At 41.7% G+C, this 24,351-nt stretch carries 21 protein-coding genes; 11 read left to right on the forward strand and 10 right to left on the reverse strand.

Annotated features, from left to right (window positions below; translation table 11 throughout):
- Positions 1-10: 10 nt before the first annotated feature.
- Positions 11-283, reverse strand: coding sequence for an acylphosphatase (locus CKW02_RS03825; protein WP_034620233.1), 273 nt, complete (start codon positions 281-283; stop codon positions 11-13).
- Between the two features lie 122 nt (positions 284-405).
- On the opposite strand from CKW02_RS03825, the gene CKW02_RS03830 reads away from it, so the two are divergent.
- A complete protein-coding gene (locus tag CKW02_RS03830) occupies positions 406-1,056 on the forward strand; it encodes an MOSC domain-containing protein (RefSeq protein WP_003214182.1) in 651 nt (216 codons plus the stop codon).
- Positions 1,057-1,098: 42 nt separating this feature from the next.
- Here CKW02_RS03830 and CKW02_RS03835 read toward each other — a convergent pair whose 3' ends face one another.
- From CKW02_RS03835 to map, 3 genes are all read right to left on the reverse strand, one after another.
- Positions 1,099-1,236, reverse strand: coding sequence for a YflJ family protein (locus tag CKW02_RS03835; protein ID WP_003214303.1), 138 nt, complete (start codon positions 1,234-1,236; stop codon positions 1,099-1,101).
- Between the two features lie 134 nt (positions 1,237-1,370).
- On the reverse strand, positions 1,371-1,532 hold the full coding sequence (locus CKW02_RS20230) for a hypothetical protein (protein ID WP_003214360.1): 162 nt from the start codon (positions 1,530-1,532) through the stop codon (positions 1,371-1,373).
- Positions 1,533-1,655: 123 nt separating this feature from the next.
- Positions 1,656-2,405: a type I methionyl aminopeptidase gene (gene map / locus CKW02_RS03845; protein ID WP_003213886.1), complete on the reverse strand. Its 750-nt coding sequence runs from the start codon at positions 2,403-2,405 to the stop codon at positions 1,656-1,658.
- A gap of 187 nt (positions 2,406-2,592) precedes the next feature.
- On the opposite strand from map, the gene nagE reads away from it, so the two are divergent.
- On the forward strand, positions 2,593-3,957 hold the full coding sequence (gene nagE / locus CKW02_RS03850; protein WP_003213892.1) for an N-acetylglucosamine-specific PTS transporter subunit IIBC: 1,365 nt from the start codon (positions 2,593-2,595) through the stop codon (positions 3,955-3,957).
- Positions 3,958-3,975: 18 nt separating this feature from the next.
- Here nagE and CKW02_RS03855 read toward each other — a convergent pair whose 3' ends face one another.
- Positions 3,976-4,734, reverse strand: a complete 759-nt coding sequence (locus tag CKW02_RS03855; RefSeq protein WP_003214429.1) for a DUF817 domain-containing protein — start codon at positions 4,732-4,734, stop codon at positions 3,976-3,978.
- 194 nt (positions 4,735-4,928) lie between these two features.
- Between CKW02_RS03855 and CKW02_RS03860 the strand changes: the two genes are divergently transcribed.
- Positions 4,929-5,432, forward strand: a complete 504-nt coding sequence (locus CKW02_RS03860) for a DoxX family protein (RefSeq protein WP_003214123.1) — start codon at positions 4,929-4,931, stop codon at positions 5,430-5,432.
- A gap of 46 nt (positions 5,433-5,478) precedes the next feature.
- Here CKW02_RS03860 and CKW02_RS03865 read toward each other — a convergent pair whose 3' ends face one another.
- Positions 5,479-6,066, reverse strand: coding sequence for a YjgB family protein (locus tag CKW02_RS03865; RefSeq protein WP_003214285.1), 588 nt, complete (start codon positions 6,064-6,066; stop codon positions 5,479-5,481).
- Between the two features lie 100 nt (positions 6,067-6,166).
- Positions 6,167-8,149: a lipoteichoic acid synthase gene (locus tag CKW02_RS03870; RefSeq protein WP_003214451.1), complete on the reverse strand. Its 1,983-nt coding sequence runs from the start codon at positions 8,147-8,149 to the stop codon at positions 6,167-6,169.
- 578 nt (positions 8,150-8,727) lie between these two features.
- Here CKW02_RS03870 and CKW02_RS03875 point away from each other — a divergent pair.
- The 7 genes from CKW02_RS03875 to CKW02_RS03905 all read left to right on the forward strand — a co-directional run bounded on the left by CKW02_RS03875 (position 8,728) and on the right by CKW02_RS03905 (position 17,171).
- The gene (locus tag CKW02_RS03875; protein ID WP_003213862.1) at positions 8,728-10,386 is read left to right on the forward strand and encodes a pyridoxal phosphate-dependent decarboxylase family protein; all 1,659 of its coding nucleotides are present in this window, start codon (positions 8,728-8,730) and stop codon (positions 10,384-10,386) included.
- Between the two features lie 31 nt (positions 10,387-10,417).
- On the forward strand, positions 10,418-12,142 hold the full coding sequence (locus CKW02_RS03880; protein WP_003214104.1) for a methyl-accepting chemotaxis protein: 1,725 nt from the start codon (positions 10,418-10,420) through the stop codon (positions 12,140-12,142).
- Positions 12,143-12,220: 78 nt separating this feature from the next.
- Positions 12,221-12,607: a DnaJ family domain-containing protein gene (locus CKW02_RS03885; RefSeq protein ID WP_003213911.1), complete on the forward strand. Its 387-nt coding sequence runs from the start codon at positions 12,221-12,223 to the stop codon at positions 12,605-12,607.
- A gap of 163 nt (positions 12,608-12,770) precedes the next feature.
- On the forward strand, positions 12,771-14,207 hold the full coding sequence (gene treP, locus CKW02_RS03890; RefSeq protein WP_003213824.1) for a PTS system trehalose-specific EIIBC component: 1,437 nt from the start codon (positions 12,771-12,773) through the stop codon (positions 14,205-14,207).
- A gap of 15 nt (positions 14,208-14,222) precedes the next feature.
- Entirely contained in the window at positions 14,223-15,923 is a 1,701-nt protein-coding gene (gene treC, locus CKW02_RS03895) for an alpha,alpha-phosphotrehalase (protein ID WP_003214327.1), read from the forward strand.
- Positions 15,924-15,942: 19 nt separating this feature from the next.
- Positions 15,943-16,671 (forward strand): trehalose operon repressor, encoded by a 729-nt coding sequence (treR, locus tag CKW02_RS03900; protein ID WP_003214290.1) that lies wholly within the window; start codon positions 15,943-15,945, stop codon positions 16,669-16,671.
- Positions 16,672-16,790: 119 nt separating this feature from the next.
- Positions 16,791-17,171, forward strand: coding sequence for a hypothetical protein (locus tag CKW02_RS03905; protein WP_044139740.1), 381 nt, complete (start codon positions 16,791-16,793; stop codon positions 17,169-17,171).
- Positions 17,172-17,421: 250 nt separating this feature from the next.
- On the opposite strand, the gene CKW02_RS03915 is transcribed toward CKW02_RS03905, so the two are convergent.
- Positions 17,422-21,711: a multifunctional 2',3'-cyclic-nucleotide 2'-phosphodiesterase/3'-nucleotidase/5'-nucleotidase gene (locus CKW02_RS03915; RefSeq protein ID WP_003214062.1), complete on the reverse strand. Its 4,290-nt coding sequence runs from the start codon at positions 21,709-21,711 to the stop codon at positions 17,422-17,424.
- Between the two features lie 254 nt (positions 21,712-21,965).
- Between CKW02_RS03915 and CKW02_RS03920 the strand changes: the two genes are divergently transcribed.
- Complete coding sequence (locus tag CKW02_RS03920) at positions 21,966-22,484, forward strand: type 1 glutamine amidotransferase domain-containing protein (protein ID WP_003214211.1); 519 nt, start codon at positions 21,966-21,968, stop codon at positions 22,482-22,484.
- A 114-nt stretch (positions 22,485-22,598) separates the two neighbouring features.
- On the opposite strand, the gene CKW02_RS03925 is transcribed toward CKW02_RS03920, so the two are convergent.
- A complete protein-coding gene (locus tag CKW02_RS03925) occupies positions 22,599-22,814 on the reverse strand; it encodes a DUF1128 domain-containing protein (protein WP_003214000.1) in 216 nt (71 codons plus the stop codon).
- Positions 22,815-22,891: 77 nt separating this feature from the next.
- A complete protein-coding gene (locus tag CKW02_RS03930; RefSeq protein WP_003218008.1) occupies positions 22,892-24,247 on the reverse strand; it encodes an alanine/glycine:cation symporter family protein in 1,356 nt (451 codons plus the stop codon).
- Positions 24,248-24,351: the final 104 nt, after the last annotated feature.

A 24,351-nucleotide genomic window follows, 5' to 3' on the forward strand; every position in this document is an offset into this window, starting at 1 on the left:
TATGAAAACTTCATCCCTTGATGCGAAAATCCTGATAATGAGCGAACTCAGTGAGCGGCTCCATCTGCATATCTGTGACCTTTGAAAAAGGGCTTCCTTTCCGGACAGTCTTTAAGAAATTAAGCACTTCCTGCTGCTCACCCTCTACCTTTAACTCGACATGTCCTTCATCTGTGTTGCGTACCCAGCCTTTCATCCCGCGATTGACGGCTTCTCCTTGTACAAAATAGCGAAAACCGACTCCCTGCACCCGTCCTGTGACAATGGCATAATAATGAATCAATGTCATCTCTCCTTTTTTCTCATCGTACCATAGCATGTAACTGACCTTCACGCATCGACTATGATTTCATTGTCTAACGATGTAAAATAATAGCCATGAGACAATCAAAGGAGATGGTCATCGTGGGACAGAAGAGATACGACATAGTAGGAATTCAAGTAGGACAACCCATCACGACCTATGCAAACGGAAAAGAAATCAAAACAGCCATCAACAAAAAGCGAATTCATGAGCCTGTCTATTTGAGTAAGGTCAATTTTGAGGGAGATGGTCAAGGTGATTTGGTTCATCATGGAGGATATGATAAAGCCGTCTGCGTCTTTCCATACGATCATTATGCTTATTTTGAGCAGTTTTTAGGGGTTCCGTTACAGGAAGCTGCCTTCGGTGAGAATGTGACCGTGCACCAACTAGTTGAAACAGAAGTGCGGATTGGCGATGTATTTCAGCTTGGAGAAGCACTTGTTGAAGTGAGCCAGCCAAGACAGCCGTGTGTGAAACTATCTTTTAAGCATGGCAACATGAAGCTTGTAAAGGAAGTACAGCAAACGGGGTATACCGGCTTTTATTTACGGGTGCTGAAAGAAGGCTTAGTGCCTGCTGATGCTTCTCTTGTATTAGTAGAAAAAGCACCTCATCACATTACAGTCCATGAAGTGAACGAGGTCAAATATCGTCAAACAAGTCCAGAGAGGCTAAAAGCCGTTCTTGAAGTAGATGCCTTAGCAGATGTCGTGAGGAAGTCTTTAGAAAAACGAATTCAGCCCATTTAAAAAAAGCCGTACATCAGCATAAGATGTACGGCTTTTAAGCGCTTATGAGCTAGGTTTCTTTTGCTCAAGAAGATTTGCAAGGAAATATGTTTTTAAGCTTTGAAGCTTTCTTCCTTCATGCTTGGTCACACCAAGCTTCTTTAATTCTTCGACATACCAGCCTTTGCTACCATAATGCATGATAGAAAACTCCTTTCAATTGAAACTGCCTGCATTGTAACATCTCAAAAAAGGACGTGAAAAGTGTGCAGGTATGAATAAATGAAAACTGATTCTATCTTCCTATGATCCATGTATATGCTGGAAATGATCATTTATGAATTTGGCGGGTTGAGGGTAACGATGATCATGCCGACCGTCATAATCATGATGACAATACCAAGATAAGTCATCATGGATTGTTTTTTCTTAATACCTACAACCGTTAAGATAATACTTTCAATCAAAAAGATAACGCCGATGATGATGAACCACATATCAAATAAGACCCCTTTCGCATATCTTTGCCTATTTTACCACAGGCATTTTTGTTTAGTCGTGACAGATTCGTGAAAGGGAAACGAAAAGATCCCCTCCAATGAAGAAGGGGATTAGCTGGCTTATAGCTTCGTTAATATAATCGGTTCGTCTTTTGTGATGACAATGGTATGTTCAATCTGTGCGACAAGGCTTTTGTCTGGTGTTTTAAAGGTCCAGCCGTCATCAGCCTGATAAATCGATTCAGCATTTGTTGAAATAAAAGGTTCGAAGGCGATCACGGTGCCATTCTTAAACAAAGCATTATCGAATGGATCATAATAGTTCAAAATATGGTTAGGTGCTTCATGCAGATTTTTCCCAATACCATGTCCTGTCAGATTTTTAATGACAGTAAATCCTTGTTCTTTTGCTGTATTGTAGACCGCACGGCCAATTTGGTTTTGTCTTTTGCCGGCTTTTGCATGCTTTAATCCTTCAAGGAATGCATCCTCTGCACACTGGCATAATGCTTCAAGACGAGCATCACCTGTACCTAATACGAATGAAATACCGGTATCGGAATAATAGCCGTCCAGCTCTGCTGAGATATCAATATTGATGAGGTCGCCCTCTTGTAAAATGGTTTTTTCACTTGGAATACCGTGAGCAACTTCATCGTTCACGCTGATACAAGTCGTCCCAGGGAAGTCATATTCCTTTTCGGGTGCTGAATTCGCCCCATGTTCTTCTAATATTTTTTTCCCAATCAAATCTAGTTCTTTTGTAGACATGCCTGGTTTCGCTTGGCTTTTCATTTCTTCTCTTGCCAAAGCGACAATTCGGCCGACTTTTTTTAAGGCTTCTAACTCATGATCATGTTTGACAATCACTGTTCATTCCCGCTTTCTATAACTTCATTCTATTCAATAGCTTACCACATTTTACGCAAAAAGAGTAAAGAGCGGAATTCAAATGAATGTGGACAAATTGGTATAGATAACTAGATGTGCATATGATATATTTTTTATGAGCATCATGGACGTTTAGTCATGATGATGACAAAGGGGGAGAAGGCAAATGGTGTTTCAGTTTTTTCAAAAGCTAGGCAAATCTTTTATGCTTCCAATCGCTGTACTTCCAGCAGCAGGGATTATTTTGGCTATTGGGCGGGAGGATGTATTCGATATCCCGTTTATTCATGCGGCTGGAAATGCCATTTTTGCAAACTTGGCTTTAATTTTTGCAATGGGGATAGCGATCGGCATTGCAAAGGATGGTAACGGGGCAGCGGCATTATCAGGTGCGATCTCTTATTTTATTTTATCAGCTGGTACAACGTCGATTAATTCAACGAACAATATGGGGGTATTGGGCGGTATTTTATGCGGGCTATTGGCAGGTTATGTGTACAATCGCTTCAAGGATACGAAGCTGCCCGAATACTTAGGTTTCTTTAGCGGAAGACGGCTTGTGCCAATTATGACCGCACTTTTCACCATTTTATTAGCAGCCGTTTTCGGATTTGTATGGCCTCCGATTCAAAGCGGGATCAATGGATTAGGGGAATGGATTTTAAGTCTTGGTGCAACGGGTGCAGGGCTGTTTGGTTTCTTTAACCGCTTGCTCATTCCATTAGGGCTTCATCATGTGCTGAATAACTTATTTTGGTTTCAATTCGGGGAATTCAGCGGGGCAACAGGAGATCTAGCGCGATTCTTTAAAGGAGATCCAAGCGCGGGTGTCTTTATGACTGGTTTCTTCCCAGTGATGATGTTCGGTCTGCCAGCGGCATGTCTAGCCATGATTGTGACCGCAAAGCCTGAAAAGCGAAAAGCAACGGCTGGCTTGATGATTGGGATGGCGCTTACGTCATTTATTACAGGGATCACTGAACCAATTGAATTTTCATTTATGTTTTTATCTCCACTCTTATATGGTGTCCATGCTGTACTAACGGGTCTTTCGCTCTTTATTGTGAACATTCTCGGGATTCATAGCGGCTTCGCTTTTTCAGCAGGAGCGATTGATTACGTTTTAAGCTTTGGCATTGCACAAAAACCATTCATGCTGCTTGGGGTTGGGGTGCTTTATGGCATTGTGTACTTTGTCGTTTTCTATTTCCTCATTAAACTGTTAAAGCTCAAAACACCGGGCAGAGAAGATGAAGACATTGAAGATATTGCAGCCGATGATACGAAGACGGCAGGTGCGAGTATGCTTTTAGAGGGACTTGGCGGTAAAAACAATATCACCGCCATTGATCATTGTGCCACCCGCCTGCGTTTAACAGTAGAAGATACACATTTATTAAATGAAGGCACATTGAAAAAAGCAGGTGCCAAAGGGGTACTGACTTCAGGGAAAACCTCCGTACAAATCATCATTGGAACGAATGTGGAATTTGTCGCAGATGATCTCCGCAAGGAAGTCGATCGAGATTAAAAAAAGCGTTCAGCCAGGTCAAATGGGCTGAACGTTTTTTTGTTTGCGCTGTTCGATGACGAGCACAATACTGATCACAACAAGTAAAAACCAAGAACTGATTTTCCCAAGATGTACGAGAGACCAAGCGTGCTGTTGATTTGGATATTGCCATGCCCCTAAAAAGGTGGTGACATTTTCGGCAATCCAAATGAAGAAACCAATCAGCAAGAAAGAGATGACAAGCGGCATTCGAAAGGTAGAAGAGCCAACCTGAAACGAGACGGACGTTTTTCGAAATATGACAACAAGCAGTAATGTCAGCCACCATCTGAGATCATAGAGCCAGTGATGCGTAAAAAAATTGAGATAAATACACAAGCTAATCCCAATTGAAAGAAACGGATGGGGCCATGAACTGACCTGCACGTGAAGCCGGGACAGTGCCTGATAAATATAGCTTGCTACACTCGCATACATAAATCCGCTATAGAGTGGAACCCCAAAGACCTTCGTATAAGCCTCTTCAGGATAGGACCAAGAACCCATATGAACTTTATACATTTCTAAACCAATACCTATTATGTGAAATAGACAGATCACCTTCAATTCATTCAATGTCTCCAGCCGAAGCGTCAGCATGAGCATCTGGGCAAGAAGGCAAAGTAGTAGAATGAAATCATACCGGTGTAGAAAAGGAATCGTCACTATCTTTGATAGGGCAAGCGCCGCAAAGATCATGACGGGGAATAGACACGACATCGCCTGTAAGTAAGCAAACTGGAATAATGTTTTCATACAAAATAAAACCTCTTTTCATTGTCTGAAATGACTAAGACGGATTTAGCAAGGGAAAAGTTACCTGAACTATATATTCATGAACAATTTGTGAATACGTATGTGAAAAAGATCACAAACTAGTTTTAACGTAGTATAATAAGATCATAAATAAAATGTGAAAAAATTCACATAAATTAAAGGGAGGCATCATCATGTTTACAAAATTCTTACAAACGAATGTATGGGCAGCGGTTATCCTTTTGGCAGCAAGACTTTATATCGGTTGGACTTGGCTCACATCTGGTATAGGAAAACTAACAGGCGGATTCGATGCATCAGGATATTTACAATTTGCGATAGCTGAACCTGTTGTCAAAGATGGAAACCTCGTGTATCCGTTCTATGTATGGTTTTTAGAAAATGTCGCTTTGCCGAATGCTGGACTATTCAGTGCCATGGTCATGTGGGGAGAAATTTTAGTAGGTCTAGGATTAATTGTTGGATTATTCACAACAACTGCAGCCTTTTTCGGAAGCATGATGAATGTCTCTTTCTTACTAGCTGGTACCGTCTCTGTCAACCCGCTTCTTCTGCTCATTGCCATCGTCATCATGGCTGCGAAAGGAAATGCAGGCAAATTTGGACTTGATTATGTCGCAGGTCCAGTCTTGAAACGTACAATGAAAAGAAAGCCGCATTTAGAAGTGGCTTCATAATAAAGAAAAAGCATCCTTAGCTTCTGCTCAAGGATGCTTTTTTTATTTAGGAATCAGCTTTCACCAGATTAATATGCAGGACGATGAGCTTCTGCTGATTTATATCTGGGTCATGGCCGACGATAAATTCCAGCTCATAATCTCCAGTACGATACACGTATTTTTTCTCTTTTGTCTGTGGAATGGTGCTGACCGAATCTGCTTGTCCAAGTTGTTTCTTTAATAGGGAAGGGGTCATTCCGCCGATATTCGTTTCTTTTTCTACATTTGTACCGAAATAACGGATTTCGTCAATTTTGCCTTTTGCATCATAATGAAAAGCAAATCCCGGATTCCCCATTTCAGCATGATACAAATCAAAGCTGCTTTGACCTGTTTCTGGATATGGATTTCCTAGTTTATGATGGACATCCATCTTTGTTTGAACTCCAATTTTAAGACCTTTTGCATAATACGGCATTTGTCCTTTATGTGCCAGCTCATAAATGTTGTTTAGTGCGGTTTTCGGACCTTGAGGAACGGATTGTTCGACTGCTGTTTTGGTCATGGCGTGTGCTGAGACTGCAGGACTGAATCCAATGAGGGCGGACGTAGCGAGTGAAGCAGTCATGACAAAAGCGGTTGTTTTCTTCATTTTAAAATCCCTCCTTCTTCTTTCTATACCCGGTGCAATAGGGGTCAAACGTAAAAAGAACCAGCTGATCATGGATCGGCTGGTTCTTAAAATGAGAAAGCTATTTTGATGAAGTGCCGGATTTATCTTTGGCGGAAGAGGAATCTTCTTCATCCTGTACTTTCTTTGTATAGTCATATTGATTTCGGTCAATCGGTGTAAAGCCTTTAGGCTTGTAGAAACGGAGTAAATCTTCGGTGACGATCTTATCAGATGTCTCAAGCATCTTTTTCACCGTTTCATTTTCTTGTGATGCCTTATCAGTCGGCTCGATTTTCTCGCCTGTTTTGTTGCTGTAATAGTTATTGCCTACTTTTGTGTAATCCTTAGAGACGAAGTCACCATTTCTAAATGGCACAAGCTCTTTGAAGTTCTTCGATAAGATATCAGAACCAGACATTAAATAGTTCTTCGTATCATCACCAAGCAGGTGCAGAAGGGTTGGTGCGACATCGACTTCACCAGAGTATTTATGAATCTGTCCGCCTTTTACGCCTGGTACATGAATAAAGAGCGGTACGCGCATGAGTTGCGCATTTTCATAATCTCCGATTTTTTGTCCTGTCACTTTTTCCATCGCTTCATTGTGGTTTTCAGAAATGCCGTAATGGTCTCCGTACATAATGACGACTGTATTGTCATAGAGTCCAGACTTTTTCAGGTCGTTGAAGAACTGTTCAATCGCTTCATCTAAATAATGAGCCGATTGGAAATAGTTATTGACGACAGAGTCTCCGAAGTCACCAGGTTCGAAATCGGTATCCCCTTCATCCATTCCAAATGGGAAATGGTTCGATAACGTAATGAATTTCGAATAAAACGGCTGCTTCAAGTTTTCAAGCATTGGCATAGATTCTTTGAAGAATGGTTTGTCTTTCAGCCCATAGTTCTTCGTATCTTGCTCGTTCATATCGTAATACTCAGAATCGTAAAACCTGTCATATCCAAACGACTTAAACATTTCATTACGGTTCCAGAAGGTTTTCGTATTGCCGTGGAATTCTGCTGACGTGTATTGATCCTTCTTCAGAATGCCAGGAAGTGCCTGATACGTGTTTTGCGCTTTGTTAATAAAAACAGAGCCTTGTGATAATGGGAATAGCCCAGTATCCATCATAAATTCAGCATCAGACGTCTTTCCTTGTCCTGTTTGATGGAAGAAGTTATCAAAGTAAAACGTTTTGTTGTCGTGTGCCAATGAATTAAGGAATGGCGTTACTTCTTTTCCGTTTACTTTGTAATCAATGACAAAGTTTTGCAGAGATTCAAGAGAAATCGTAATCACGTTCATGCCTTTTGCTTTCCCGTAATAAGCCGGGTTAGGATCAGCGCTGTTCGCTTTTAAATAGTTCTCTACATCTGTGACGTCATTTGAATTTGCCAGAGCACGCTGGCTGTTTGACTTCACATTTTGAATGGCATCAAACACAGTAAAGTTATAAGCACCTAAATATTTCACTAAATAATTGCGGTCAAATGCTCTTGATAAAAGCTCTGGACGATCAATCTCTGCAGCGACTAAATTCATCACAAAGATTATCACAGAGGACACAAGGACGAGTCTAAACGATTTTGACTTTTGAACAGGTACAGTAGCTGTACTTGTTTGCTGCTTCTTTTTCATACGGACTGCGAGTACGATCAAAATGATGGTATCCATAAAGTAAAACATATCAGTCCAACGCATGAGTGAAAATGCACTATCACCTAATTGTCCGCCATTCGTTCCTGCCTGCATCACGGTAGGCAGCGTGATAAAGTCATTGAAGAATCGATAGTACACGATGTTTGCGTATAGTAAAAAAGACATGAAAAAATGAATCACAATGATAGCGGCAGGCTGCCATTTTTTCTTGAACAATAAAGCAAAGCCAAGAAAGAACAAGCTGGAGCTAATAGGATTCACGAAAAGCAAAATATGCTGAAGCACATTTGATATACCAAGTTTAAATTCAATTAAATACGCTGAATACGTTTTGAGCCACAGTAAGATGACTGCAATAACAAAGAAGCCGAGGCCTCGTTTTTGAATAAATGTTTTCATAAAAACACTCCTTTTCTCCGATACACGGAAGAGGCGGAACGAAAGAAAACGAACCATTAGAATATACCATGAAATGATCAAATAGAAAAGTGATAACCGGCGAAGAGTGTCTAGCAGCCTGTCCGAGCAATAAAAAGGAAGAAAACGAAAATATTCACTCTTCGAAAAACTTTTTGTCAAATTCACCCTATTATTGACAGAAAATTCAGCTATTTCCCAGTTGTTATATCAATAAAACAGGTAAAAAGGCACGAGTCTAAAGAATTAATTTGGTTTCTACAATGATGATTTAGAGAGTATTTCCAGTGTTTCTTAATGTTTATGCAGGTTAAGTAAAAAAAATGAGAAGAAGAATGGAGAAAGGGTATGGATGAAATTTCCTGATATAAGATATATTGATATATTTTTTATTTCATCAACAAAATGGTTTCGATGTGTTTTGTAAGGGTTTTATTTGTTTTGATGAATGAACAAATTATCTAAATATACTTAAGTGGACATTTCGAGACTATAAACTTTTGAATTGGGGTCGATATAGACTTTGACAGGAAATCTTCCATTGAAAGGATTGATAGTATATGACTGTACGAGCAAACAACCTCGTTCAGAACTGGTTTCCGAGTGAGGACGGAAATGCAGCAGAGCGTAAAGAACTCATCAAATTGATGGAGCAGATTGTTTCAGGGGTCGATCACCTGAAAGATCCGAACCGTGCACACCTAAAGGGTGAAAAGAATCGCGAGGAGGATTTTTACCAAAAGCTCACTGAAACAAGTCAAATTCCGTTGAACGGCCAACAAGCGGAACTTGTGAATGAAGAATTACTGAAGCTTTTACATAACCATCCTTACCACACAAAGTATTTCTTCACGAACATTTTGCCGATGGCAAGTACACCAGGAATTCTAGGCATGCTGACGGCGATGCTGGTAAATGGAAACAACCTATGGGATGTGTATGGACCAGCAGGAGCGGAGGCTGAGGTCAGAGTGGTCTCAATGATGTCTAAGCTCATCGGATATGATCCAAGTGTGAGCGGGGGATATACAACATGGGGAGGTCAAGGAGCCATTTTCTCAGGACTGCGTTTAGCGATTGCAAAAGTTGCGCCGGAGTCACTGCGAAAAGGTGTTCCACAAAACCTTTATGCGTTTTGTTCTGATGCGGCACATTACAGCTTATTTAAGTCAATGGAAGCAACAGGACTTGGCACAGACAACTTGATCAGAATTAAAACGAATAAAGATCATTCGATGGATATGGAAGATTTGCGTTGTCAAATGGAACGTGTTGCACAAAATGGCGGAATTCCCGTTTATATTGTCGCAACAACCGGAACAACAGATGCCATTGCAATTGATGATGTAAAAGGGGTACGTGAAACAGCAGAAGCCATTGCTGAGGAGTATGGTCTAAAGGTGCCGCATATTCATGCGGATTCAGCGCTCGGCGGATTCTTTGCTTTCTTTAATGAGTATGATCTAGCTGAAAACCCGCTGCAATTCTCAGACGGTGTTCTTCGTATGCTAAAAGAAATCAAAGCGAAATTCCAGCATCTTTCTCTTGCTGACACGATGTGCTTTGACTTTCAAAAGCTCGGCCAAACACCTTACACATCTAGTTTATTCTTAGTGAAAAACGCGGCAGACCTAAAGCGTTTAGATCTGGAAGAACAAGAGACACCATACGTTGGTCATAGAGGCTACGGCGAATACCATACAGGTTATACGCTGGAATGCTCAAGAATGGGAAGCTCGATCAGTATGCTGAGTGTGCTGTTAACGTTTGGAGTTGAAGGCTACCAGCGCTTGCTCGGTCAATTCTTAGAGGTGAACCTTGCCTTCAGAGAAGCACTCAGTCAAGAAATTCCGCAAGCAGAAGTCGTAAATGATGACAACGTCGGAATGGCTACATTATTTAGAATTTACCTAGACGGCTCACCACGCTTTCAAGAAGAAATTTCAGGCGAAGCGACGGCAATGGAAATTGAGCGGAACAATGAATTGAACAAAATGCTGTTTGAAAAGCTTGGAGAGAAACGAGACGAAATGTTCTTTGGTGATACAACGAAGTTCTTACTTGTAAATGCAAAAGAAGGACAAGAATTCTATCTAAGTGTTAGTAAGTTTTTTGTCATCTCACCTTATACGTTACCAGAGCATATCCCTCATATCGTATCTTATTTAAAAGATGTAATTGCATCTGTTTGTGGACAATTTGAACATGTACATGCTTAAATCAAATCTGAGAGTGGAGATGTAGGAAAAAATGGCGAAACAAAGGAAATTTGGAGGACTCACGATATCCTCTAAAATCATGTCAGTCGTTGTCGTAACATTACTCGCAACCGTTGCACTATTCGTTCTAACATTTTATCTAGTCAGCCAGGATTTATCATCCCAGTTATTAAAGCAATTTGATTATCGATTAACAACAGATGTTGATACAGCGAAGAAAGAGATCGATAATCTGGATGGGAACGTCCTTGGTATTAGTGGGAAAGATGATCCCCTTTATGTGGAGGTCAAAAAGAAATTCACAGAGCTTCAAGAAGATCATACGCTTGAGAACTTATACGTGCTATCTAATAAAGGCGGCAAAGAAAGAATTATTATATTAACCGGGGAAGAAAATGATTTTGATCAAGATTATGTATTTTCAGATGAGATGAAACAAGCTCTTTCTGAAGATAAAATAGTCAAAAGTGATATTTACAAAGATTCATTTGGAACACATAAATCAGTCTTTTTACCAATTAAAGATTCAGGCGGTGAGCTGACGGGTATTTTAGGAATTGATTTAGATGCGTCAGTTGTGCCAGAAACAACGAAGAAGCTGACGATCTATATCACAGTGGCCTCTGCCATTGTGCTCATCGGTGGATTACTCTTCTCATTCTTTATGGGAAGAAGAATTGCGAAACCAGCACGTTCCTTGATGGAATCAGCGAACCGAATTGCTGACGGTGATTTAACTGGTATGGTAGAGGTTGAAAGTAAAGACGAGATCGGCCAGCTTGCCGCATCCTTCCAAAAGATGCAGGGGCGGATCAAAGAGCTTATTTCGAAAATCTCACACTCATCTAGTGAAGTGTCTAAAATGTCATCACAGCTTCGTACGGTGACGACCGAATCGAGTCAAAGTGCGCAGCAAGTATCAGAAGCTATGACGAATATGAGTGAAGGAATCAATGATTCTGTCGCAAATATTACGGATTGTACGACATCCGTTGCTGAGATCGATACTCAAATCGAAGGCGTCACAAAAGAAGTCGATGAAATGAAATCTGTTTCATCTGACGTACAAGAGCAGTCAGAATCTGGTCAAAAATTAGTGAACCATGTGCTTGATCATCTGAATATGCTACATGATAAGATGACCAACTCAAAGCAGGCAGCAGAAGAATTACAATCTCATTCAACGGAGATTGAAAGTGTCATCTCGATCATTACGGACATTTCAGCCCAAACGAATCTGCTTGCACTGAATGCTTCAATTGAAGCGGCACGTGTTGGAGAAGAAGGAAAAGGCTTTGCTGTTGTGGCAGATGAGGTGCGCAAGTTAGCTGAGCAATCAGCGGATGCGGCTAAAACCGTTTCAGACCTTGTCATCGGCACACAGGAAAACAGTCAGCGCGTTCTTGAAAGCGTAGAGGAAAGCAGTAAAGCAGTGGAAGAAGGACGTGAGCAAATGAAAGGCACGTCACAGAACTTTACTGGTATTTACGACGGAGTGTCTCAATTTGCAAGCAGAACGAACAATTTGCTTCAATCCATTAAGCAGGTAGAACGAGCATATCAAACGATTTCTACATCGATTGAACAAATTTCGGTTGTGTCAGAAGAACATGCAGCCAGCTCTCAAGAAGTAGCGGCAGCAACAGAACAGCAAAGTGCTGGCATGCAGCAAATTTCAAGTGCGATTGAACAGCTCTCTGATATGTCAGAGGACTTAGCACATATGGTTTCTACTTTCAAAATCGACAATAAATAACGAGAAAGCTGACTCTTGTGAGAGAGTCAGCTTTTTTGCTATGATAAATCAAATCGTTTCAGACGAAAGGAGAACGCCATGGATTTTGCGCAGAGATTATCAGAAGAACGGATCAAAAAAGCGATGGATCATGGGGCTTTTGAAGGATTATCTGGCTTTGGCAAACCTCTGCCTAAAGATGACGCTGCTCATGTACCTGAAGAATTAAAAATGGGCTACCGGATGATGAAAAATGCTGGCTTTGCTGGGGAAGAAACAGCACTGAAAAAAGAACTCATGACCGTCAAAGAGCTGCTTCACTCCAGTATAGACGGAGAGGAAAGAAAAAAGCTTTCTCTCATATGTGAAGAAAAACAAAAACGACTGGATGAACTCACATCTAAGCGCCAAACTTTTGCCCGTCCAGCCTCCTCCTTTTATAAAAACAGGGTCTACGAAAAATTAACGGAGCATAAAAAAAGATGATGACACGCTGCCTCTCCTGAGCACATTGAGGGGGCTTTTTTATGAAAGCGCTACATTTTGTTATTGACTACATGTATATACAAATATAAAATAATAATCAAACATGTATATACAAGTTTTTTGGTTCTTTTTTCTTATAAAAAACGATCTCGGAGGGGATAGCATGGCTGATTACCAGGCAGCAGCAGATCAGATTGTGAAAGCCATCGGCGGCAAAGAAAATATTGATCAAGCGACACATTGTGTGACAAGGCTGCGCTTTGTGCTGAAGGATGAAGGAAAGGTTGATGAGAAAGCACTTGAACAAATAGAAGAAGTGAAGGGATCTTTCTCAGCGAACGGTCAATACCAAGTGGTGATCGGCCAAGGGGTCGTCAATCGGGTATATGCCGAAATGGTGAAACAGACGGGGATTGGGGAAGCCACAAAAGAGGATGTGAAGCGTGCCTCTGATCAAAAATTAAATCCATTACAGCGTGCTGTGAAAACGCTTGCGGATATCTTTATTCCGATTCTTCCTGCCATCGTCACCGCCGGTTTATTAATGGGGATTAATAATATTTTAACAGCTCCTGATATTTTCTTTGATCAAAAATCGATAGTAGATGTGTATCCGGCATGGGCTGATTTAGCGAATATGATCAACTTGATTGCAGGCACTGCCTTCACATTCCTGCCCGCATTAATCGGCTGGTCAGCCGTGAAGCGGTTTGGAGGAAATCCGCTTTTAGGGATGGTTCTTGGGCTGATGCTCGTACACCCAGATTTATTAAATGCATGGGGTTATGGAGCGGCTGAAAAGTCCGGTGAGATTCCTGTCTGGAATTTGTTTGGACTTGAAGTGCAAAAGGTAGGCTATCAAGGACAGGTTCTTCCGATACTCGTCGCCTCGTATTTACTAGCGAAGCTCGAATTGTTTATCACAAAACGGACACCTGAAAGCATTCAGCTATTAGTGGTTGCTCCGATTACGTTATTAGTTATTGGCTTTTTATCCTTTATCGTCATTGGACCTATTACATTTGCAATCGGCAACGTGTTAACATCTGGACTTGTCGCTGTATTCCAGCAGTTCGCAGCACTAGGTGGTCTATTATACGGCGGTTTGTATGCGGCGTTAGTCATTACTGGAATGCATCATACGTTCCTTGCTGTTGATATTCAATTGATTAATTCAAAACTGCATGGCACGTTTCTATGGCCAATGCTCGCACTGTCTAATATTGCACAAGGATCAGCCGCACTTGCGATGATGTTTGTTTTGAAAGATGAAAAGCAAAAAGGTCTCTCACTCACATCAAGTATTTCTGCTTACTTAGGAATTACAGAGCCAGCAATGTTTGGCGTCAACTTGCGCTACCGATTCCCATTTATTTTCGCACTCATTAGCTCTGGTTTAGCCGGTATGTTTATCGCCTCTCAAGGGGTGCTGGCAAGCTCAGTTGGTGTTGGGGGCATTCCAGGAATCTTCTCTATTATCCCGAAATATTGGGGCGCATTTGCGATAGGGATGGTCATTGTCCTCATCGTCCCATTCATCGGAACCCTTTTGTATGCAAAGTTGAAAAAGAAGAAAGATGTATCACAAGAACTTAACTAGTGGTGGTGAAGGAAATTGAAACAACAAACAAACGAACCGTGGTGGAAAAAAGCGGTGGTCTACCAAATTTATCCGAAGAGCTTTTTAGATACAACGGGCTCTGGTACAGGCGATATCAATGGTGTGACAAAAAAGCTCGATTATATCAAACAGCTTGGGGCGGACTGTATTTGGCTCACGCCAATGTATGAGTCCCCTCAGCATGACAACGGCTATGATATTAGTGATTATACAAAAATCCATGACATGTACGGCACAATGGCGGATTTTGAACACATGCTGAAAGAAGCCCATGATCGAGGTATACGAGTCATCATGGATTTAGCCGTCAATCATACATCCATTTTCCATAAGTGGTTTCAAGCATCACGCGAGTCAAAGAATAATCCTTATCGAGATTATTATATTTGGAAGGAGCCCAAGGCGGACGGATCACCGCCGAATGATTGGCAGTCAAAATTTGGCGGTCCGGCATGGGAGCTAGATGAAGAAACAGGAGAGTATTATCTTCATTTATACGATGTCACCCAAGCGGATCTCAATTGGGAAAAGGATGAGGTGCGCAGGCAAGTATATGACATCATGCATTTTTGGTTTGAAAAAGGAATTGATGGATTCAGGCTGGATGTCATCAACAACATCTCAAAGGATCAACGCTTCTTAGATGACGCCGGGCAGTCTGTGCAAGGAGACGGCCGAATGTATTATACGGATGGTCCAAGAATTCATGAGTTTCTGCACGAAATGAACCAAGAGGTTTTTTCGAAATATGACAGCATGACAGTTGGAGAAATGTCTTCAACGAATATTGCAGACTGCATTCGGTATACAAGACCGGATCGGCAGGAGCTGGATATGACGTTTAATTTCCATCATTTAAAGGTCGATTATCCAAACGGAGAAAAATGGGCTCTCGCACCGTTTGATTTTCAGGAATTGAAGTCGATTCTGTCTGAGTGGCAGACGAAAATGCATGAGGGCGGCGGCTGGAATGCTCTTTTCTGGTGCAATCATGATCAGCCGCGTATCGTCTCAAGATACGGTGATGATGAAACATACCATCAGCAATCAGCGAAGATGCTGGCGACCACCATTCATCTCATGCAAGGGACTCCATATATTTATCAAGGTGAAGAGATTGGCATGAAGAATCCTCAGTTTGAGGACATCTCATCTTACCGTGATATCGAATCACTCAATATGTATGAAGCCATGCTTGAAAAAGGGAAATCAAAGGAAGAAGCGCTCGCCATCTTACAGATCAAGTCAAGAGATAATGCGAGAACACCGATGCAGTGGACCTCAGAAAAGAACGCAGGTTTTTCAAAAGGGACACCTTGGATTGAACCAGCCAATAACGACATTTCGGTCGAAACTTCGTTAAAGGACCAGTCGTCTATTTTCTATCATTATCAAGCCCTTTGCAGGCTGCGTAAAGAACTTGATGTGATCACATATGGAAGCTTCACTTTACTCTTAGCAGAAGATCCAAAGATTTTTGCTTATGTGAGAGAAAGCGGTGAGGAGAAGCTTCTTGTGATCAATCACTTTTATGCAGGAGAGACGGACTTTACGCTTCCTGATGAGCTTATGCAGGCTGTAGATGAGATGGAGGGGCAAGTGCTGTTATCCAATTATGAGGATGCACCGGCAGATATGAAGGGATTTACGTTGCGTCCATATGAGTCAATCGTTTATCATTTAACCAAACGCTAGAAAATGGGGCGGAGGGAAAATGAAAGAGAATAAGTTTCGAGTGATTTATGATCAGCTCGCAAAACGAATTGAACAAGGTGAATGGCAAGATAAAGGCATTTTGCCATCAGAGCATGAGCTGTCCTTGATGTATGACACATCCCGTGAGACGGTAAGAAAGGCATTAAATATCCTTGTGCAAAATGGCTATATCCAAAAAATCCGCGGCAAAGGCTCTGTCTTGCTGAATCGAGAGAAAATGCAATTCCCAGTCTCGGGTCTTGTCAGCTTTAAAGAACTTTCCCAAACGCTTGGCCGAAAGACCGTTACGACGGTTCACGAATTTGGTTTAATCAAACCGGATCAGTATATTCAGTCTCAGCTGAAAATTAATGAGCAGGAGGATGTCTGGGAAGTCATTCGATCTCGTAATATTAGCGGAGAAGAAGTGATTTTAGACAAGGATTACTTTTTGCAAAAGCATGTGTCGGTCTTGTCGAAGGACATATGCGAAGGATCCATCTACGAGTATATTGAAGGAGAGCTCGGTGTATCAATCAGCTATGCCCAAAAGGAATTTGTGGTAGAGCCATGTACAGAAGAGGACGCCAAGTATCTTGATTTGAACGGGTTTGACCATGTCGTCGTTGTGAAGAATTACGTGTTCTTAGAAGATACAAGTTTATTTCAATACACAGAAAGCCGTCACCGATTAGACCGCTTCAGATTCGTCGATTTTGCAAGAAGAGAAAAAGTGGACAGAGCATAGGCTCTGTCCTTTTCAGGTTTTGGGAGAAGTAGACGACGAATAGATCACCATTTTCAGGAGGAAAGATGATGAGATTAAATAGACTACTAAAATGAAGAGACTTAGAAATATTCAGCGTGATGAAAGATCATCAGATTTTATGTTATGTCATCATTGAAGATACGCGAAAACCGTTTACGGCAGAAGACAGAAAGCTAGAGCCATTATGTTATATGGATGAAGAAGATATACAAGCGATTTTGAATGTTTTTCATATTTCCATTATCAATGATGAAAAATTAAGTGAAGAGGATTTAACGATGGTAAAAGGTTTTTTTGCTGATTTAGTAAATAATACGGACTTAACGAATTTTATTACGAGAGATTATGTTTTAAAGGATTTATATGATGTCGATGATGAAAATGACATGATGTTCTTTAATAGGATGCTTCGGCATATAGGGTCAGATGATGTAAAAGAATTCGACGACCGCAATTGGATCTATTTATCTCAAGATTGATGTCTTATTCCAAGAAAAGAGGACAGAGCATAGGCTCTGTCCTTCAGCATGTAGGCAAACCCTTGCATTCGGTGTCAGTCCTGCGTGCTGGTGCTCACGAATGTCAAATTCGCTCCGCGCCAGTACTCGTCCTTCCTAGACTTCAAAGGTTTTCTATCAAGCTGAAAAGAAGACAAAGGGCTAAAATCAAGATCATTTTAGCCCTTTGTCAACAATCTGGAGGACAGAGCATAGGCTCTGTCCTTTTCCTTTAGGATGATACATTTTTTCTTGTACGCTTGCGCTGGTAGTAATATAGGATACCGCCAGCAGCGAGCATGAGCACGCCAATCAATACAGCTGTATACATCATTGTGGCAGTATTCGGCAATGTGCCGCCAGGAAGGCCTGTTCCATCTTGGTTTGGATCTGTACCTGTCCCTCCGCCTGGTGCTGTTGTTCCGCCGTCTCCGCCAGTTTGATCTGGCGTTGTTCCAGCTGCCCCGCTTTGGTTAAGGACCGTGTATTCGCTGAAGTGCTCAGTTTGACCTGATACGACTCCGTTTTCAAATGATCCATTACTAGTTTTGGTGTAACGATTTTTCTTGCGATCCACATAATATACACTAGGTTTTTTCGCCTTTTGAGGTTCGTCTAGTGTAAAGGATAGTGTGACCGGGTCTTTAAAGGTCGAAACCTTTTTCTTGTCTTGTTTGATTTGGAAATCATACGTATCCGTTAATGCGTTTTTCACTTTATCCGTCTTTGTCATCCATATATCTGCGCTTGTCTCGGACAAATTCGAGAGCGGTAATGCGAGCCCCACTTTGTCATGATAGATGGTGACGTTTGGATCTTGCTCTCTTTTTTTCAGCTCGGCTACTTGTGCTTTTGATAGAGACAATTGAACGTTTTTCGCTTTGCTTGCTTTGTCTAGATAGAGCAATGCTTTGTTTGTATGCTGTACATACGTTTGGAATTTATTGTCATCTTGAATGTCATAAGCGCCTTTTCCTTTCACGCGAGGAAGGAATACTTCTTTCACCCTGTGATCGATAACAGGCGAAATTTGACCGTCTGCCTTTTCAATTTGCTCTTTGAAAATTTCATAGTCGACATACCCTAAGTCTTCGCCGTGAGAGGCTTCTGTAAAGACGCTGTAGCCGTCGCCACCTGTGCCAACAAATGCGTTTGTGGCTACGCGGTATGTTTTCTCATCATCAATGTCTGTCAGTTGACCTTTTTGATCTTTCAGTTTCACATCAATTAGTCTGCTGCCAGCTGGTTTACTGAGCGTAAACGTATATTCAATGCCAGCTACATGAGGGAATGCGCCACCGCCTTCCTCAATGCCTGACAGCCCTTGTTCGAGAGCTTTCTTAATTTGACTGCCTTTTAAATCTGCGACATAAAGTGTATTTCCAAAAGGCATCACCGTTAAAATATCACCTAAAGTGATATCACCTTTTTGGATGCTTCCACGAATACCGCCGCCGTTTGTGATGGCAAGGTCAGCTCCAGCAGATTCTTGCGCTTTCTGCAGCATGCCGTCAGCAATAAAGTTCCCAAGGTTCGTTTCCTTCGCACGGACATGCTCACGTTGACCGTCTAAAAGGACATCTGTATGGCCGACTTTTTCTGTTTTTAAATCTTGAATATCTGCTTTGTATCCATCAAGGATCGCTTTTGCCTCTGCATCTTCTTTGACAGAGTCATCGATCGGAATCAGGTCAAAAGAAGATTCTTTTGGCTGGATGACACCTTTTTTGTCAAAGGCTACGTCTACTTTTCCTAAAAATTGTCCGTAATCTTTCACTTGAGCGACAATCGTAGGTTCTTTTTTATTGATGACCTTTAATTTTTCTACAAGTGTGTGCGTGTGACCGCCAATGATTAAATCAATCCCATCGACTTTTTGAGCGAGCTCAAGATCACGGTTGTAGCCAATGTGTGTTAACGCTATGATTTTATTGATTTTTTCTTCTGTTTGAATGGTGTTGACTGTTTCTTTTGCTTTCTTGTACGCATCTTTAAATTGAATGTTAGGACCGCTGCTGGATGTAATGGCTGTGTCTTCAGTCGTTAAACCGAATACGGCCACCTTTTCACCGTTTACATCGAGCAGGATGTAAGGGTAAATCCCGGCTTCTTTTTTCTCACCAGCTTTAAATAAGGCTGGTTTTTTCATTAAGTCACTCAATTGTTTTTCCTTCGAGACATCCACGTTTGATGACACGACCGGGAATCGAGGCTTTTCAAATTGATGACGGTTTTTCGGATCGACATCTGATGCATCACCTGTCAGGAATTGACGGAGTACAGAAGGACCTTTGTCAAATTCATGATTACCAAACGTCATGGCATCGTATTTCATTAAGTTCATCAATTTCAGATCGGCAAGTCCTTGCCACTTTGTGAAGTACAGGTCACCAGAGAAGACATCTCCAGCGTCTAATAGAATATTGTTCTTGTTTTCAGCACGGACTTCTTTGATCTTTGTTGCGCGTCTTGCCGCACCATCAAGGTGTGCGTGTGTATCGTTCGTATGCATCACTGTTAAATTCCAGTTGTCTGATGTAGGCGGTTCTGTTGTGCCATCGTCTTTAAAGGCTAGCTTGTACACACCAAGACCTTCTGTACTTGCGTTACGAATAAAGTCTACGCTGCTTGATTCTTTAGCAAACGGTTTGGCTAAAAGAGAAGATTCAAAAGTGACTGTTGCGCCTTTGATCGGTGCAATAGACCAGTTTTGATCTGCACTTGGGTTGATCGTTTTTTGTTCGATAATATAATCCATCAGTACTTGACGGTTCTCATCTGCTGAGGCAAGCACTACTTTATCTTGCGTCAGGTGAGGGAAGCCCCCGCCGCCAGAAGCACGATAGTTATTTGTTACGACTAAAAATTCTTGATTGTCAGAGACGGGTTTCCCGTTGTAAGACAGGTTTTTGATGCGGTTGGCATTGGCGTTGAGAAGTGTGCCTGTTGTGCTGTATTTAGCAGGCTGCGTCACATCGACTTGATATGTCACGCCATCAATTACATCAAAGTTATACGAGCGGTATTCCTCGTTTAAAATCGGCTGTTCTTTTGCATCGTTCGGTTTGATCTGATTAAACTGACCGGCAGACATTTCTAACCAGTCTTTCACTTCACTGCCTTTCAGTTTCACAATCTGCACAGTGTTATCGTAAAGGTAGAGATCGCCGATATTCTTAATCGCTAAATCTCCTTTTGCGATATTTGTATAATAGTTTACACCGTTTCGGCCGCCGGCTTTAAACGGAGCACCTGCAGATAAAATCGGTAAATTTTTATACGATGTGTCCTTCATTTTTTCTTGTGCATACCATTTTTGGGCATCTGTCACAATTTGAATCGAAGGGTCATCCATCACTTGAGCAAAAAAGCTATTAATGTCTGCTTCTGTTTTGCCAACAGGCTTTCTCACGTAATCAAGTGTGTTTTGATGCGTTGTTTGAATGGCGTCTTTTACGGTACTGTTTTGAGATGATACTCCGGCAACAGATTCGATCTTGCCTGTTCCGTCTGTGACCTTCCAGTTGCTGCCGTCAGGCTCTAGTGTTAAATCAATGACCCCGAGGTAGCTGCCCCAGTTTTTTGACATGACGACTGGGATGCCATTGATGGTTCCTTTTGAGACATTGAATTTGTCGACGCCGTTATATTCAGCGCTTGGGAATGTGCCATGCTGGTGGCCTGATACAATGGCATCGATGCCTTTTGTTTTCGTGGCAAGGTCAAAGATCATATTTTCTGATCCTTTAGGTGAAGCGGTTTTTTCAATTCCTGTATGAGCAAGAGCGACAATGACATCTGCGCCTTTCTCTTTCATTTCAGGAATGGTTTCGTTGGCAGATTCGACGATGTCCTGCACTTGGACTTGTCCATCTAAATGCTTCTTATCCCACGTCATAATTTGTGGTGGAACGAATCCTATGTAACCAACTTTCACAGTTTGTGAGGCTCCGTTTGCATCTTTAAAGATTTTATCTTGGATCACATAAGGTGTAAAACGGTGTTCTCCATTTAGCTTTTTGACGTTCGCATTGACAATAGGGAAGTTTGCGCCCGCAATGGTACCGTCAAGGAAGGATAATCCGTAGTTAAATTCATGATTGCCAAGTGTTCCTGCATCGTATTTTAGTTTGTTGAGTGTATGAATAATAGGGTGAACCTTTGTTTGATTGATGATGCTGTCTTTCTCATGTTTGTAAACGTATTCTCCAAGAGGGGTTCCTTGAATCAAGTCTCCGTTATCCACAAGGAGTGTATTTGGGTTTTGTGATCGGTGCTTGTCAATGAGCTCGGCTGTTTTTGCCAAACCAAATTCATTTGTTTCTTTGTCGCTGTAATAATCATAATTCATCATGTTCGCATGAACATCGGTTGTGGCTAAGATGCTGACCTTTACGGCTTTGCCGTTTTCTGTTTCTGCATGAGTAGGTACTGCTGGGAGAATGAGACTAATCATCATAATGGAAGTGAGCAGAATAGACAGGTTTTTCCTTCGTTTAGACCTATGTGCTTGCTTCTTCACCTGATCTCCGCCTTTCTAATTTTTTTGACCACAATACCTATTGTAGAAATGTTTCGTTAACTTTTGTAGTTATTTTTTGCAGATTATTGTAAAGATAACATAAATCATACGAATTACCTTGTTGAGGGAATGTGAATGAGTCGAAATACTTATTTTTATCATAAGGGGTTTTCTGATAGGGATAGGATGTTTGATTTCAACATGCCCGGGTATAGTGTGTAGTGTAAACGATAATCAAGCAGGAGGGTTTCTACATGGGTAAGAAAATTGCAGTTGTATTAACAGATTACTTTGAGGATGTTGAATTCACCGAGCCTGCAAAAGCCTTTAAAGATGCAGGTCATGAGATCACAGTCATTGAAAATGAAAAAGGAAAAACAGTGAAAGGGAAGCAAGGAGAGGCAGAAGTGAGAGTGGATGCGTCTATTGACAACGTGAAGCCTGAAGACTTCGATGCACTTCTCATTCCTGGCGGTTTCTCACCAGATATTCTGCGTGCAGATGATCGTTACGTCCAATTCACTAAAGCATTTATGGATGAGAAAAAACCAGTATTTGCGATCTGTCACGGACCGCAATTGCTCATTACAGCGAAGGCGCTTGAAGGAAGAGGCGCGACTGGGTATACATCCATCAAAGTCGATATGGAAAACGCAGGCGCTAAATTTAAAGACGAAGAGGTCGTCGTTTGTCAGGATCAGCTTGTGACAAGCCGTACACCTGATGACATTCCAGCCTTTAACCGTGAATCATTAAAACTGCTTGAGAAATAAACCGCAGTTGTAAAAGGATATAAAAAAGCCAGCATCTTGCGGGGTGCTGGCTTTTTGTGTGCATGATGTAAGAAAACTGCGTGTAGACCATAAAAACAGTTTCCTTTTGCACCATTATTTTCTTAAGTTTTTTAGCTCGCTTGCGATGGCTTGCATTTCACTTGGGCTGAATGAAGATTTTTTCATCACCATTTGGTGAAGAAATTCGATATCTTCGTACTTGTCTGGACTGAAGTCTTCTGCTTTGATGACTCCAATGTTCAGCATATTTAACTTTTGCGAAATGTCTTCAATCAGCTGATTGACTTCAGCCGCTTTTTGCTCTGACAAGGGCGGCACGTCCTTTCCTGCATATGTGTCGAATAATATATCTATTTTAACAGAAATGCAAAAGAATAAAAGGGCTATTAAGATGACACAGAGATGTTTTTCTCCTTTTTCTCCTGCTTCATCTTATCAATGATTCGTTTGGATTCAAATACGACAACCCCTGATAAACCGATGAGTCCGATTAAGTTTGGAATGGCCATCAGCCCATTGAGCATATCTGCCACACCCCAGACGAAATCATTCTTGAAGATGGCACCGAAAAAGACAGCGATGACAAACACAACACGATAATACATCACATAAGAGTCTTTCGCCAAATAAGTAAAGCATTTTTCGCCATAATATGACCAGCCAATAATGGTGGAATAAGCGAACAAAAGTAAGCCGATGGCCACAATGGTTGAACCGATTGGACCGAGGAAATGAGCAAAGGATAACGAGGTGAGTGCATCACTTTTTTCTGTGACATACATATCTGCCATGACGATCGTAATACCTGTGATGGAGCAAACAATCATCGTATCAATGAATACTTGCGTCATCGACACAAGCGCTTGACGAGCGGGCATATCCGTTTTTGCTGCGGCCGCAGCGATTGGAGCAGACCCGAGACCTGCTTCATTGGAAAAGACCCCTCTCGCCACACCCCAGCGAATCACCGTACCGATAGCACCGCCTGCAACCGCTTGACCAGTAAATGCGTCTGAAAAAATGAGCCCGACTGCGCCTGGGACAAGGTCGGCATTCATGACAAGAATGATCAGTCCGCAAATGACGTAGAATAATGCCATGACTGGTACAAATATAGACGTCACCCGGCCAATGCTTTTAATTCCGCCTAAAATCACAAGGGCAGTAAAAACAGTAATGATGATGCCTGTGACCCATGTTGGGACTTGAAAGGTTGAATTCATGACACCAGAAATCGAATTTGACTGTACGAGATTCCCAATCCCAAAGGCAGCCGTGGCGCCAAAAATAGCAAACAGCACCCCAAGCCATTTTTGCTTCAAGCCATGCTCCAAATAATACATCGGCCCGCCAGACATTTCGCCTTTTTCATTTTTTACACGATATTTCACGGCAAGAACAGCTTCAGCATATTTTGTCGCCATGCCAAAGAATGCAGCAAACCACATCCAAAACACGGCGCCTGGTCCGCCGGCAATGACAGCAGAGGCGACCCCTACAATATTTCCCGTTCCAACCGTTGCAGCAAGAGCTGTCATTAATGCTTGGAAGTGAGAAATATCACCTTCTGATGTCTTGTCTTGCTTTGAAAATGCAAGCTTGAGTGAATAGGGAAGCAGCCTAATCTGAATAAAAAGCACTCGAAAGGTCAGGTAAATCCCTGTTCCCACGATCAAAAGCAAGAGTGGCGGTCCCCATAATACGTCATTGATATTGCTGACAATCTGTTCAACCCATCCCATATGTATCCCCCTTTATTTGTGCAATTCTCCTAAAGTGTATCCTTTTTTTGTATAATGTGTCAATGCCGATGAGAGTTTTTCTTGCAAAGTTTCCAAAAGAAAAA

Source organism: Bacillus pumilus, from assembly GCF_900186955.1.
GTDB classification, from domain to species: Bacteria; Bacillota; Bacilli; order Bacillales; family Bacillaceae; genus Bacillus; species Bacillus pumilus.